The following is a 12,887-nucleotide window of genomic DNA, read 5'->3' on the forward strand; positions in this document are numbered from 1 at the left end:
ACGGCGATCGTCCTTTCGAAGCTCGACGGAGGCGGGCTCGGAGACGTATCATCGAACGAAACGGAACCGCGATCCACTATCGATCATACGGAACATGGTTCCGCTTATCAAGTCCTTCGGCCAGCCCCCGGCCAGCCCCCGGCCAGCCTCTGGGTCAGGCCCGCACGGCCGCGATCGCAGACACGCGTAAGAAGTCGAGCTTCGCCGCCGCCGGAGAACCCGTGGCTGCCGTGTACGCGACGATGCGCAGATCGGTGCCGGCCACACTGAAAACGTCGCAGTCGAGCTCGACGTCTCCCACGATGTCGTTGCGCACCACCTTGCGCTCGGATTGGTGTTCGCCGACCGCTCCGCTCTGCCAGAGTTCGCGAAACGGTTCGCTGGCCACGAGGAGCTCGTCGACCAGAGCATTCACTCCGCGATCATCGGGATACTGCCCGTGCACGCGGCGGAGGTCGGCCACGAGCGACGCGCCGAACGCTTCGATGCTGCCCGAGCGACTGACGATGTACCCCTCGCCGCTGTGCAGCGCCGCATCGGTGAACAGCGACCTGATGAGGTTGGGCCGACCCACGGCAGGCTGCACGGGTTCGCCGAGCAGGGCCGCCCAGAGTGGGCTGCACGTGATGAGATCCCACGAGGCAGTGAACACGGCCAACGGAATCTCGCCGAGCCGTGTGATCAGCCGACCCACCCCCGGCGGAATGTGCGCCGGTACCTCGCGCGGCGACGGCGGCAACAGCCCGGCGAGCACGTAGAGGTGGTCGCGCTCGGTATCGCTCAGCTGAAGCGCTCGGGCGAGCGATGCGGCTACTTGAGCGGATGGCCGGCGAGCCCTGCCCTGCTCCAGCCGCACCACGTAGTCGACACTGAGCCCCGCCAGCGCTGCGAGTTCTTCGCGGCGCAACCCGGTCGCCCGCCGCGCGATACCGGCCGGATAGCCCACATCGACTGGCGACAGCCGATCGCGCCACGACCGCAGCAGCGCGCCGAGGTCGCCATGCGCCTGCATTTCCATTCCTCCAGTCTGCCAGCGCCGATCGCACAATGGGTGGTACCGCCATTCCACATGCTGAGCCGGGCCACGACATCTGTGCCACAGGCGCGCAGACTCGAACCATGACAACAACACTCATCACCGGGGCCAACAAGGGCCTCGGCTACGAAACCGCCCGCCGACTCATCGAAGCGGGTCACACGGTATGGATGGCCGCCCGAGACGAATCGCGCGGCCGCAGCGCGGCCGAGTCGCTCGGTGGCATGTTCGTTCAGCTCGACGTCACGAACGACGCCTCCGTCGCGGCTGCGGCGGCGGTCGTCGCGGCCAACGGCGGCATCGATGTACTGATCAACAACGCCGGAATCTCGGGCCCCTTCACGCCGCCCACCGAGCTCACCGCAGAGCAGGCGACGGCAGTCTTCGACACCAACGTGGTGAGCATTGTGCGCATGACCACGGCGTTCGTGCCACTTCTTCGGGCATCCGCTGCCCCCACCATCGTCAATGTGACGAGCGGCATGGGTTCGTTCGGCTTTGTGCACGACCCCCACCACATCGAGTCGACCATTGTGGCGCCGCTCTATCAGGCCTCGAAGTCGGCTGTCACCATGCTCACCGTTCAGTACGCAAAGGCGCTGCCGGAGATGCGCGTCAATGCTGCCGACCCGGGTTACACGGCGACCGATTTCAACCACAACAACGGCACGCAGACCGTCACCGAAGGAACCGACGCCATCGTCGAGTTGGCTACCCGTGGTGGCGAAGGGCCTACGGGTACGTTCATCAACCGCGACGGTGTTGCTCCGTTCTAGTCGCGGGGGCCGTACGCATTGGCTTGTGCCGGCCGGCACCGTGCGTGCCCACCGACGCACACGGCGAAATTCCTGAAACGGGGGCTTTTCTGTCTCCACCGCGTACGCGATGCTGATCTGACTTCTGTCAATATGCCAGTATGGGCTGACGCACGAGGGTAAGTGGGGGGTGATGGGGGCGCTATGACCGGCTTTCTTGCCTCGACGGGCCTAGTACCTTTCGATGGCCATGCGGCGGCTCCGAGGATGGGCGGCATCGTGCCTAGTGCGGCGCTCGAAATGAGCGAATGAGTCTCGCGTTATCGCGATGGCGGGGTCGCCGTGGGGCGGCGCTCGGGCCCCGTCGGCGCTCAGCTTTCGTCGGATGCGTTGCAGCGGTCATCACGCTCGCGCTGACGCTCAGCGGTTGCGCCACTGGCGCGGGTGGGTCGTCGCCGCCGCCGGGGTCGCTGGCTGCGGGCGCCCCCGCCATGTCAGCCGCAGACGCAGCGTTCGCCTCCACGATGCCCGGGCCGATTCAGACCTGGCGCACCTCGTTCGAGGCCAGTTCGATGAGCTTCTCGGTACCCGGCACGGTGCTGGCCGCGTCGGTGGGTGACAGCCCGGTCGTCGCGGTGGCCAATGGAGATGCCGTGCTCGGTTCGACGCCCGTCGACGCCTCCGACACGTTTCACATCGGCAGCATGACGAAACTGTTCACGGCGGCGCTTATCATGCAACTCGATGAAGAACACGTGCTGGCGCTCAGCGACACGATCGACAAGTGGTTTCCCTCCGCACCGAACGGCTCGAAGATCACCGTTCTGATGCTGCTCGAACATGAAAGCGTTCGCCCAGACCCCGATCGCCGAACCCGGAACCGAATATCAGTACCTGAACGCGGGGTACATCATTCTCGGCCGCATCGCCGAACTAGCGGCGGGTGAGCCTTACGACGCGCTCATTCGGGCTCGGTTCATCGATGCCCTCGGCTTGACGAGCACCTACCTCGACGGCTACGGTACGGGCCCCGACGCACTCGCGGGCTACGACCTGACCTGCGGCGCGGGCAATGGCAGTGACTGCCTGGGTAAACCGTCGACACCCACCGCGACAAGACCCTCGCCACAGTGGACCGGTGCCTGGTCTGCCGGCGGTATGGTCAGCTCGGCCAGAGATCAGGCGGTCTGGATTCGCGCGCTCGTTGCCGGCGACGTGCTCGACGCCGCCCACAAGCAGGTGATGCAGACCCTGACGCCGCTCTCGTCGGCTTATTACAGCGGCGCCTACGGCAAAGCGGGTCTGACCCCGGTGCAGCTTGGCGAAGGTGCGGGTCTCGCAACGTGGGCGGTGCCGGGCGTCGGCACCTGCCTCGGGCATGCGGGGTCGATTCCGGGGTCGAACGGTGTCGCGGCGTACTGCCCTGACGCACAGCTCTCCATCGTCATTCTGAACGACATCGACCCGGCGGGAACAGCTCCCGGGTACCCCGGTCTTGTCGATCTCGCGCCAGCCGCCCTCGCGGCGCTGAAGGGCTGACCTTCAACCGAATCGACGGGAAGCGCGGTGGCTGACACGATCTGAACGTGCGGCAAGAGTCGGCGCGGAAGCCACTTCTGGCTCTGCAGCCGTATCCGCAGTGACACCCTCGGCCTCGGGGTGGCGTCGCACTCAGAACGGCGCACTGGCTCCTCCCGGGTCGGTGTCGAGAGTTTCGATCGATCTCGGTTGCTCGTTCGGTGAACCTGGCCCCGCCGGTGGGGCGGCGGTGAATTGCGGAATCGGTTTCGTTACCGGGGTGGGCTCAACGGTGTAGGCGAAGCCGGCAGGTGAAGTCCAGGTGATGGAGCCTGCCATACCGCCGTGGCCAGGGTGCTGTTCGATTCTCCATTCGGTGTGGTGTTTCACCTTGTGATGGCTGCGGCAGAGGGGGCTGAGATTGTGGAATTCGGTTTCGTGACCCTCGCCGAAAGCCTTGGTGTGGTCGAGGTCGGCGGTGGCCGATGGAGTGCACGCCAGCGGAAAACTGCATTCGGCGCGGGCTGTGCGAATGAGTTCGTCGAGGTCGGCCGGCGGTTTGTACCGTTGCCGGCCGTAGTTGAGGGCGATGCCCGTGGCGGGGTCGGTAAGAATTCGGTAGAACCCCGGTGCGTCGCGGGCCAGTTCGCGTGCAGTGAGGTCATCGATGGGGCCATACCCCTCGAGATTCGCTGCTCCACCGTCGAAGACAGCAGACTCGTTCGGGCGTCGGAGCAGAGCCAGCGCTGGCACGGTAACTCTCACGTGCGGGCGGATACCGCGGGTTGCACCGGGAATCGACGTTTCGCCGTTCAGGGTGAGGTCTGCGAGTGCGTCGCCTCGAAGCTGAGTGAGCGTGCGCGGGTCGCCGCTGTTCTTCAGCGAACGACCGAGTTCGGTGGCGCGAGTGTAGATTGCGACGGCTTCGACGGCGGGGAGGTACCAGGTCAGGTATGCCATTCCGTCTGCCGCCGGTTCGAGGGCGAGATAGCGTTCAGCCGTCGCGTCGAGATGCCGTTGAACCGCGGTGACGGCCTGTGCATCTTCGGCCGCGCCACGGGCTTCGCGGTCGAGACGTTGCACGCTCACCCGCTTTGCGGTCGGCAGAATTCGGTCTTCAAAGTCGAGCACGCACTCGCGTGGAAGGCGGAGACCATGCTGCACGATCTTCTCGGCATGTCGATAGGAGATCTGGCCGTCTGACAGCGCGCTCAGTGTATTCACGAAGTCGCCACAGAGACCCATCGCGGTGTCGACCTTTCGCCTCGCGTCGATTTCGCTGAGATGCGCGCCGACGGCGAGCTCGGTCACCACGGTGCGTTGCGTAACGGCTTCTGGTGACCATTTCGGGCCGCCAGAAGACTGGTCAGCGAAGTGCATTGCTAGGGCCGCGCACCGAAGACGTTCCACGCGCACAACCTGTCGAGCGGCAGCCGCCGCCGCCTCGCGTTCCCCGTCGAAAACCGCGGTTGCCGCCGCCGCGTACAGCTCGCGCAAGCGCGATCGTTCAGACGGAGGCTCGGGATTTTCACCCTCATCGCCCCAATCAGGTGTGAGTATTGCTCGATTCATGCCCCCAGTCAATCAGAGGCCACCGACATCGGATCGAGGTATCACGCAATCTGTTCACAACCTCGATCAGGTCGACGTTGTGAAGGAGTAGTGGGCTGCCGCCGGTGAAGCCGAGACGGCTAGAACAGGGTATCGGGCGCTGAAGTCGGGGCGGGCGAAGGCGTTCGTGCGGTGCTAGCGAGCGGCGTGTTCTTTCTCGCGGTCGACGCGGTCGACGCGGTCGAGGTGCTTGAGGTGCTTGAGGTGCTTGAGGCGCTTGAGGTGCTTGAGGTGCTTGAGGCGCTTGAGGATGTCGGGGCGGTCGATTCGGCCGAGCCGGTCGAAGCCGACGAGCGAGCGGGCGCGGTCGCCTCGAGATGCTCGACCGCTTTGGGGTACCCCGGCCCGGTGTCGGGGGCGCGACCACGAGCATAGGCCTCCGCGGCGGCTCGGGCACGGGCATCCGCTGCCTCATTGAGAGTGTGGCCGACGTGGCCCTTGACCCATTCGAAGCGGTAGCGTCGGCCCACGATGGCGTCGTCGATCTCTTTGATGAGGTCGAGGTTCATGACCGGTTTGCCGTCGCCCTTGCGCCAGCCTTTGCGCTTCCAGCCGGGCATCCATTTGGTCACCGTGTTGATGACGTATTGGCTGTCGCACAGAATGTGCAGGTCGTCGTCGACGTGGGCTGTGGCGCGAAACAGCTCGAGTACCGCCTTCAGCTCGCCCATGTTGTTGGTGCCGTGCGGCCAGCCGCCGGCCGACCATGTGTTGTCGTCGATGTACCAGGCCCAGCCGGCCGGCCCGGGGTTGCCGAGGGCAGAGCCGTCGGCTGATGCGGTGATGGTCATTTCATCAACGGTACCGGCCTTCGCGCAGATCGCGGTTCGCCTCGCGCTGAAAGCTAATGAATTAACGTCATATAATTTGTCAGCACTCGTTAACGAGAAACCCCGACCGTCACACGTGAGTGCGCTGCGTCGGGGGCTATTTTTCAACAGTAGCTGATGGTGGAGCGGAGCGATTTGCTGATTGGCTTGCACAGGCTGAAGGCGACCGTTCCAGGGCGCTGGAACACGACTGTCTGTTTTCGTTGGCGGGCTACATCGACGATGGCCTCGAAAGTTGGCTACGCGACGAGAGCGCGATCGCCCACGTCATCAACCGGTGCCCGCTTCGCGACACAAGCAGACTGCTGCTCTGACGCGTAGTCAGTGGTACCTATGAGGCGCTCGCGTCGGCGATGCCGAGCCACGCGTCCGGCGAACCAGAGCCCGAACCCGAACCCGACCCGGAGCCGCCGCCAGCACCGGATGCCCGGTCTTCGCCCGACTTCATGGCGCGCAATTGGCGCTCGACGTCGGCCGCCGCAGCACCAGCCGCCAGTTGCCGCTCGAGGTCGGCGTCGGGGGTGGCCGTGAGGTCGGTCAGCGCCCCCGTAAACAGGAGGTCGTCGGTGGCTGCCGCACGCGCCTGCATCTGCGCAACGCGATCTTTGGCCCGCTGCAGGCTTGCACCGATGTCGTCGTTCTGCGAACCGATGCCCGCGACCGCTTCGTTCGCTTTCACCTGCGCAGCAGACGCGGTGTACAGCGCCTTGATGGTCTCTTTCTCGGTGCGAAACGCCTCGACGCTCTCGGCGAGACGGCGTTCTTTGTCTTGCAGCTGAGCCTGCTGCTGCTGCACGGCGGTGAACTGATCGCGCAACGCCACGACCTGCCGCTCGAGCAACGAGCGACGCTCGAGAGCCGTGCGAGCAAGATCTTCTCGACCCTGATTCAGCGCTTCTTGGGCCTGATCGGCGAGATTCTGGTAACGCGCGCCCATCTCCTGCCCTTGCAGCTCGATGCGCTTCTTCGCCGTGGCCACGTCGGCGAGCGCGCGGCGCACCTGCTGCAGCATCTTCAGTTGCTGGTTGTAACTGTCGTCGAGGGCTTCGCGCGGATCTTCGATGCGATCAAGCGCCCGCGACGATTTGCTGCGAAAGATGTCGCGCATTCGCGAGGTGTTGCTCATGTCAGACTCCCTGCTTGGCCCGAGAACCGGGCACGTGCTCGCGCATGGTGAAACTGCGCCACTGCTCGGCGCCCGCGTAATGCGCGGCCACCTCGCGGTCGACTTCTCGGCCGAGAGCGTCAAGGCTGCCTTCGTTCACTTCGGCGAACCCGTCGGCCACGGCGCCGCGCAAGTGCGTCACCATGGTGCACACCCGATCTACTCTGCCCCGAGCGGTGAGGATGCCCGCGCCCAGCGCCCTCGCATCCGTTTCGCTCTCAAGCAACGTGAGCTGTCTGTCGATGACAGCCGCTTCAGCGTCGATGCGGGCGAAGAGCCCGGGTAGCTCGCCCGGAGCTGAACCAGACGCGCCCGGCGCGGCCAGCGCAAGCGCCGTCTGCCCGCTCAGCACCGTCTCATTGAGGCGCACCCTCAGCTTCAGAACCTTGCGCCGCGACCCCAGGCTGAACGATGCCCGCGCTCGCAGAAGAGAAAGCGCGAGCGCCCGACTGCGGCTGATGCGCAGGTAAACCACCCGCGCGGTGACGCCAACCGCTATGGCCCCGGCCAGCACGATGGCTGCGAAGGTGATCAGCGCTCCAGTGAGCATATGCGCTCCAATTCGAGAGATGGATGCCCGTCAATTTACGCTTTCCGAACGCCGAACGTTAGCCCCGCAGCCGGTTCGCACGGTTTGCGCAGATTCGCCGGCGCCGGCGCTCACGCAGACTCAGACGCCGGCGAGACCCGAGGCACCCGCCACGCCCGCCGGCGCCCCCGACACTCAGACGCGACGGCTGCCCGTGAGCAGCCGAACGAGAAACACGATGAGGGCGATGACGAGCAGAACGACTCCGACCCAGATGAGAAAGCTGAGCGACGAGGAGATTCCGCCGGTGATCAGCAGCACAACGGCGATGACGGCAATGATGACGAGAAGAATATTCATGAGTTTTCCCTTTTCTGCGATGGGCACAGCGAACCGAATTCGGTTCTGTGTCTAGCCCACCACTGCCGGGGCAGCAAGTAAACACCCCTAGGGGTGTACTTTGACGAATGTGACCGACACCGCATCCCGACCCCGCCCCATCACTGTCGCCCTCGTCGACGACTATGACGTGGTGCTGATGGGGTTGGCGCGCATGTTCGACCAGTATCAAGACCGGGTGACGGTGACGGAGATCGATGCCCGCACCGCTGTCGATGAGTCGGTCGACATCGTCATGTACGACTCGTTCGCGCAGCCCGAGACCGACCAAGAAGAGGTGAGTGCGCTCGTACGCAACCCGAGGGCGCGCCGCGTCGTGGTGTACACCTGGAACTTTCAGCCCGAACTCGTCGACAGCGCTCGCGGCCACGGGGTGCACGGCTACCTCTCGAAGACGCTGCCCGCCGCCGAGCTGGTGAGTGCGCTCGAAGCGATCCACGCCGGTGAGACCATCGTCAGCGAGCCGCAGCGGCGCATCGGCAGCGCCTTCGGGCTCGACTGGCCCGGGCGTACCGAGGGCATCACCGACCGCGAGTCAGAGATTCTGGCGCTCATCACGCAGGGCAAGAGCAACGCCGAGGTCGCCACGCTCACGTATCTCAGCCCGAATACGGTGAAGTCGTACATCCGGAGCATCTACCGCAAGATTCACGTCACCAGCCGCACCCAGGCGGTGCTCTGGGGTGTGGCGCACGGTTTCACCCCCGACCAGCGTCGCATCGAGCGCTGGCGCGAGTCGACGGCCTGACGCGCCTGACCTGGCTGGCGCGCCTGACCTGCCTGACGCACCTTACCTGCCTGGCGCCTGACTTGCCTGACGCGCCTGACCTGCCCTGCCGGAGGCGCCTGACCTGCCTGACTTACCTGACGCGCCCGACTTGCCTGACGCGCCCAGAGCCGCCCGATGCCCGCCGGCTCGCGGCCCAGCTCGCCGCACAGCCCGGCCCCGTATGCTTTTGCACGCGCGCAGCGTCTTAAGGAGTGACTGATGACCGATTCACCTTCTGACGAGCAGGGCGACTATCAGCGCTACGTCGGCCACCGCGACGTCACCGAGTGGCGCTCCGCCCCGGGGCGCCGTCTGCGCAAACGGCAGCAGCAGCTCGCCGAGAGGTTCGGGGCGCGCCGAACCCTCGTCGTCACGCTCATCGCGGGCGGCACCGTCGCCACCCTTATGACGTTTCTCGCCGCGCTGACCTACGACGCAGTGACCGATCGTGACGGCATCGCCTCGCTCGACAAACCGGCCCTCCGCCGTGCCAAGCGACTGCGTTCACCGGCTCTCGACACCGCGGCTGCGGGTATCGCCTATGTCTTCGGCCCCATCGGGATGCCCGCGATGACCATCGCGTCAGCCGCCGCCCTCTCTGCTCGCCACAAGCAGATCTCGCCCGCCGTACTTCTGACGGCCGCCGGCGCGGGGTCGCTCATCATGACCGTTCGCGGTAAGGGAATCGTGCACCGCAATCGTCCGCGCCGCCGCGATGCTGTACCGCCGTACGAGACATCGCCCTCGTTTCCGAGCGGCCACACCCTCAACGCCACCACGATCGCCGGAACCCTCGCCTACCTCATCGCCCTGTCGCAGAAGCGGCAGTTGCCGCAGGCGGCCGTGATCGGCGGCGCAGGCGTCGTGGTGACGGGCGTCGGCCTCTCGCGGGTTCTGCTCGGCGCGCACTGGCTCACCGACGTGATGTTCGGCTGGCTGAGCGGAACAGGCTGGCTCGCCCTGGTCGTCACCAGCCACCGGCTCTACCTGAGCTCGAAGAAGTGACGCCCCAGGTGTGGCGCGAGCCCCCAGAGCCCTAGCTCAGCCGGCCAAGCCGTGGGTACACTTTCGTCATGATTGGCTCACTCGACGTGGTCGTTCTCGACTGCCCCGACCCCGATGCTCTCGCCGCCTTCTACACCGAGCTGCTCGGCCTCACGGTGCTGTCGGCCGAAGACGACTGGGTCGAAATCGGGGGCCCGACGGATGCTCGGCCCCTCATCGCGTTTCAGAAAGTCGACTCGTACAGGGCGCCCGAGTGGCCGGGTCAGGTGGTTCCGCAGCAATTGCACTTCGACGTCAAGGTCGACGATTTGGATGCCGGTGAGCAACAGGTGCTCGCCATCGGTGCGGTGGCCACCGGTTCTGGCGGAGAGACCTATCGGGTGTATCTCGACCCGGCCGGGCATCCGTTCTGCCTGATCAACCCGGTCGACTGACCGCGAGCCCACCGAGAGTGGTCGGTAGCGGACCAACGAGTATGGCGAGAATCGGAGAGATCATGCGCGCGGTGGAAATGAGCGTACCGGCGGCAGACGCCTCCGCCACGCGGGTGATCGAGGCTGAGCTGCCCGAGGTTGCGGCGGGCGAGGTGCTCATCGAAGTCGCCTACGCCGGCATCAACTTCATGGATGTGATGGCCCGCCGCGGCGACCCCGGCTACGCGAGTTCGTACCCGTATCGTGCAGGGCTCGAGATCGCCGGAGTGGTTCGTGCGGTCGGCGCCGACGTGCACGAGAGAGCCCTGGGCGACCGGGTTGCGGCGTTCGTCGCCGAGGGCGGGTTCGCCGAGTACGCGGTTGCTCCGGCCGAACTCACGGTGCCTGTGCCAGCAGAGGTTGCGCTCGAACAGGCGGCGGCAGCCCCACTGATGCTGGCCACAGCGGTCTTACTCCTCGAAGACGTGGTGCGGATGCGCCCCGGCGAATCGCTGCTCATGCACTCGGCGAGCGGCGGTCTCGGGCAGGCCCTCGCCCAGGTCGCAGCGTCGCTGGGCGCAGAGCTGACCGTCGGCACCGTCGGTCGCAGCGACAAGGTCGAGGCGGCCCTCGCCGCGGGCTGGCAGCACGCGCTGGTGCGCGGCGAGCAGCTCGACGAACAAGTCGGCGCGCTGAATTCACGCGGATTCGACGTGATACTCGACCCCACGGGAACGGGCAATCTCGACTTCGACGTAGCGCACGCGGCGGCGGGCGGCACGATCGTGCTGTTCGGCAACCCGGGCGGCGAGACGCTCGATGCGTTGCCAGGCGTGGGCACGCTTCTGGTGAACAATCTGGGGGTGCGGGGGTTCAGCATCCGTCGCCTGCGAATGGAAGCGCCAGCGCGGGTAGCCGCCGCGCTCGCACGCGCCCTCGAGCTGCTCGAGGCGGGCGAGGTGGATGTTGCGGTGACCATCATCGACGACCTCGACGGTGTCGCGGCGGTGCACGATCTTCTCGCGGAGGGAAGGGCCCTGGGCAAATACGTGGTGGCGGTGAACCCCGCGCTGTAGGTCGAATGCGGTTCGGCCGACGGGCGGATACGACGGGTGGATACGACGGGTCGGCCGACCCGCGGATGCGACCGGTGGATGCAGCTCGACAGGCTACCAATTGTGCAGCTTCTGGTAACGCCACGTTTGCTTTGCGCGCGTAACTTATGGGCCGTGCTCGCCTTCTCGGAGTTCTTCTACCTCGTTCACGCCGGTCAGGGTCGGTGGAAGATCAAGCATCAGATCACCGACGAATCGGCAGGGCTCGTGGTGCGAAGCGGCGCAGGTTTCGAGCTGTTCGACGAGCACGAGGGCCGCGTCGGCACGTTCGACACCATCGAGCACGCGCTCGGTGAGCTGTACGCCGCGGTGTGAGCGGCCGGGCCGCCCGACCCGCCAGAGGCGCCCGACTCGCCCGACCCGCCGCACTCGCCCGACTCGCCCGACCCGCTTGAGGCGCTTCAGGCGCCGATGCGACCGTGCACCAGTCGCCTCAGCAGCAACCCCACATAAAGCCGCGTACGGCCGAGCGGCGACAGCGGGTCGTAGCCGAGCTGACTCGCGAGCTCGGGCATTCGCGCATGCACCGACGAGTGGTGCAGGCCCGCTGCGCTGGCGACGGCCCGGATGCTCGCACCGTCGGCCAGCGCCTGAAGTGCTTCGATCGACCACGACCCCGCGACCAGCTGGTCGAGCGTCACCACGTCGTGCGGCACCTCTGAGCGACCGTCGACCAGCTCGGCGAGGTGCAGCAGGGGGCCCAGATCATCGGCCCGGCTGAGTGGATGCGCGCTGAGTGGATGCGCGCCGAGTGGATGTGCGCCGAGTGGATGTGCGCCGAGTGGATGCGTGCCGAGTGGATGCGTGCCGTCGGCCAGAACGAGCGTGATCACCGCAGAGCGCCACGAGTCGGGCAGCGCGGCGACCGGGCCGCTCAGGCCGAGCGCGGTGCGAGTGACGGGCGCGCCGCTACGGCCGCCCGCTAGCACAATTGCATCGGGTCCGGCCCCGGCGGCGGACGTGGCCTTGACACCGACACCGACACCGACACCGGCCCTGGCGGCGGCGGACGTGGCTTTGGCCCCGGCGCCAGCCCCGGAACCGACGGTGTCTGCCTCGACCTCCGCGACATCGGCGGCGTCAGCCGGCACGATTGCGCCGCGAACGATTCCCCACGGCGTGGTGAGCAGAGCCGTGGGGAGCCCCGGGCGCACGACGGCGTCGGCCGTCAGTGCGACGGCACGAACGGCCGCCGCGGGGTCGAGACGAAGACGGCCGGCGGCCTCGAGGCGCTGCCGATCATCCGTCGCCCCGCTCAGCAGAACCTCGACCGATCGTCGAAGAGGGGAATCGTCGGCGTGCCCGGTGGTGGTCAGCGCCACCGCGAGTGCCAGGCGCTCGCCGATCATGGGGTCATTGGCGTGTGCCGGGCCGTCGCGTTCGATCCAGACCACGGCGTCGGTGCCCGCCGGGTAGACCGGGTACGACGCCGACTCGACGGCCGCCCCGCGCTGACCGTCGGCCAGCACCCGAAGCCACCGCGCGTCGCGCCGGTACCCCGCAGCGACGCCCGAGAGCGTTGCGGCACCACGCAGCAGCGTCTCGACGCTCACCCGGCCGTCGAGCAAGGTGTCGAAATACGTGATCACGGTGAGCGCTGCACTGGCCTCGGGGTCGAGGGCGGTGAGTTTTCCGGCGAGCTCCTTCATCGATTCTCCTCAGCCTCATTCTGCACCCGGCAGCATGCCGGCAGACCTCGGCCCAGAAGTCGGAGCCAACCTGGGCACAGAACCGGCTCAGTG

General features: G+C 66.6%; 12 protein-coding genes and 2 pseudogenes. 7 read left to right on the top strand and 7 right to left on the bottom strand.

Features of this window, described 5'->3' with window-relative positions; genetic code table 11:
- Nucleotides 1-154 precede the first annotated feature (154 nt).
- Entirely contained in the window at nt 155-1,018 is an 864-nt protein-coding gene (locus IEX24_RS03545) for a helix-turn-helix transcriptional regulator (RefSeq protein WP_229715059.1), read from the bottom strand.
- A 101-nt stretch (nt 1,019-1,119) separates the two neighbouring features.
- Between IEX24_RS03545 and IEX24_RS03550 the strand changes: the two genes are divergently transcribed.
- Complete coding sequence (locus IEX24_RS03550; protein WP_188673736.1) at nt 1,120-1,812, top strand: SDR family NAD(P)-dependent oxidoreductase; 693 nt, start codon at nt 1,120-1,122, stop codon at nt 1,810-1,812.
- A 551-nt stretch (nt 1,813-2,363) separates the two neighbouring features.
- Nucleotides 2,364-3,330: pseudogene (locus tag IEX24_RS03560) on the top strand (serine hydrolase domain-containing protein).
- Between the two features lie 132 nt (nt 3,331-3,462).
- Here IEX24_RS03560 and IEX24_RS03565 read toward each other — a convergent pair.
- The 5 genes and pseudogenes from IEX24_RS03565 to IEX24_RS03585 form a co-directional block, all read right to left on the bottom strand.
- A complete protein-coding gene (locus IEX24_RS03565; protein ID WP_188673745.1) occupies nt 3,463-4,881 on the bottom strand; it encodes an HNH endonuclease signature motif containing protein in 1,419 nt (472 codons plus the stop codon).
- A 364-nt stretch (nt 4,882-5,245) separates the two neighbouring features.
- Nucleotides 5,246-5,711: pseudogene (locus IEX24_RS03570) on the bottom strand (RNase H family protein); the annotation flags it as partial.
- Between the two features lie 370 nt (nt 5,712-6,081).
- Entirely contained in the window at nt 6,082-6,876 is a 795-nt protein-coding gene (locus IEX24_RS03575; RefSeq protein ID WP_203585940.1) for a PspA/IM30 family protein, read from the bottom strand.
- A 1-nt stretch (nt 6,877) separates the two neighbouring features.
- Nucleotides 6,878-7,465: a hypothetical protein gene (locus tag IEX24_RS03580; RefSeq protein WP_188673748.1), complete on the bottom strand. Its 588-nt coding sequence runs from the start codon at nt 7,463-7,465 to the stop codon at nt 6,878-6,880.
- Nucleotides 7,466-7,639: 174 nt separating this feature from the next.
- Nucleotides 7,640-7,804, bottom strand: coding sequence for a hypothetical protein (locus IEX24_RS03585; protein WP_188673751.1), 165 nt, complete (start codon nt 7,802-7,804; stop codon nt 7,640-7,642).
- A 109-nt stretch (nt 7,805-7,913) separates the two neighbouring features.
- Here IEX24_RS03585 and IEX24_RS03590 point away from each other — a divergent pair, with 109 nt between their 5' ends.
- From IEX24_RS03590 to IEX24_RS03610, 5 genes are all read left to right on the top strand, one after another.
- Complete coding sequence (locus tag IEX24_RS03590; protein ID WP_443741643.1) at nt 7,914-8,591, top strand: LuxR C-terminal-related transcriptional regulator; 678 nt, start codon at nt 7,914-7,916, stop codon at nt 8,589-8,591.
- A gap of 240 nt (nt 8,592-8,831) precedes the next feature.
- Nucleotides 8,832-9,617 carry a phosphatase PAP2 family protein gene (locus IEX24_RS03595; protein WP_188673753.1) on the top strand — a complete coding sequence of 262 codons (786 nt, stop codon included), beginning with the start codon at nt 8,832-8,834 and terminating at the stop codon, nt 9,615-9,617.
- Nucleotides 9,618-9,685: 68 nt separating this feature from the next.
- Nucleotides 9,686-10,051 (top strand): VOC family protein, encoded by a 366-nt coding sequence (locus IEX24_RS03600; protein ID WP_188673756.1) that lies wholly within the window; start codon nt 9,686-9,688, stop codon nt 10,049-10,051.
- Between the two features lie 62 nt (nt 10,052-10,113).
- Complete coding sequence (locus IEX24_RS03605) at nt 10,114-11,106, top strand: quinone oxidoreductase family protein (protein WP_188673759.1); 993 nt, start codon at nt 10,114-10,116, stop codon at nt 11,104-11,106.
- A 153-nt stretch (nt 11,107-11,259) separates the two neighbouring features.
- Nucleotides 11,260-11,460 carry a hypothetical protein gene (locus IEX24_RS03610; protein WP_188673762.1) on the top strand — a complete coding sequence of 67 codons (201 nt, stop codon included), beginning with the start codon at nt 11,260-11,262 and terminating at the stop codon, nt 11,458-11,460.
- An 86-nt stretch (nt 11,461-11,546) separates the two neighbouring features.
- Here the strand turns inward: IEX24_RS03610 and IEX24_RS03615 are convergent, their stop codons facing one another.
- Nucleotides 11,547-12,794, bottom strand: coding sequence for a hypothetical protein (locus tag IEX24_RS03615; protein WP_188673765.1), 1,248 nt, complete (start codon nt 12,792-12,794; stop codon nt 11,547-11,549).
- Between the last annotated feature and the right edge of the window lie 93 nt (nt 12,795-12,887).

This window comes from Subtercola lobariae, from assembly GCF_014640255.1.
GTDB classification, from domain to species: Bacteria; Actinomycetota; Actinomycetes; order Actinomycetales; family Microbacteriaceae; genus Subtercola; species Subtercola lobariae.

Bases quoted from the DNA above. Each gene is read 5' to 3' on its own strand.
- IEX24_RS03545 (WP_229715059.1), bottom strand. From the start codon at position 1,018: ATGGAAATGCAGGCGCATGGCGACCTCGGCGCGCTGCTGCGGTCGTGG.
- IEX24_RS03550 (WP_188673736.1), top strand. From the start codon at position 1,120: ATGACAACAACACTCATCACCGGGGCCAACAAGGGCCTCGGCTACGAA.
- IEX24_RS03565 (WP_188673745.1), bottom strand. From the start codon at position 4,881: ATGAATCGAGCAATACTCACACCTGATTGGGGCGATGAGGGTGAAAAT.
- IEX24_RS03575 (WP_203585940.1), bottom strand. From the start codon at position 6,876: ATGAGCAACACCTCGCGAATGCGCGACATCTTTCGCAGCAAATCGTCG.
- IEX24_RS03580 (WP_188673748.1), bottom strand. From the start codon at position 7,465: ATGCTCACTGGAGCGCTGATCACCTTCGCAGCCATCGTGCTGGCCGGG.
- IEX24_RS03585 (WP_188673751.1), bottom strand. From the start codon at position 7,804: ATGAATATTCTTCTCGTCATCATTGCCGTCATCGCCGTTGTGCTGCTG.
- IEX24_RS03595 (WP_188673753.1), top strand. From the start codon at position 8,832: ATGACCGATTCACCTTCTGACGAGCAGGGCGACTATCAGCGCTACGTC.
- IEX24_RS03600 (WP_188673756.1), top strand. From the start codon at position 9,686: ATGATTGGCTCACTCGACGTGGTCGTTCTCGACTGCCCCGACCCCGAT.
- IEX24_RS03605 (WP_188673759.1), top strand. From the start codon at position 10,114: ATGCGCGCGGTGGAAATGAGCGTACCGGCGGCAGACGCCTCCGCCACG.
- IEX24_RS03615 (WP_188673765.1), bottom strand. From the start codon at position 12,794: ATGAAGGAGCTCGCCGGAAAACTCACCGCCCTCGACCCCGAGGCCAGT.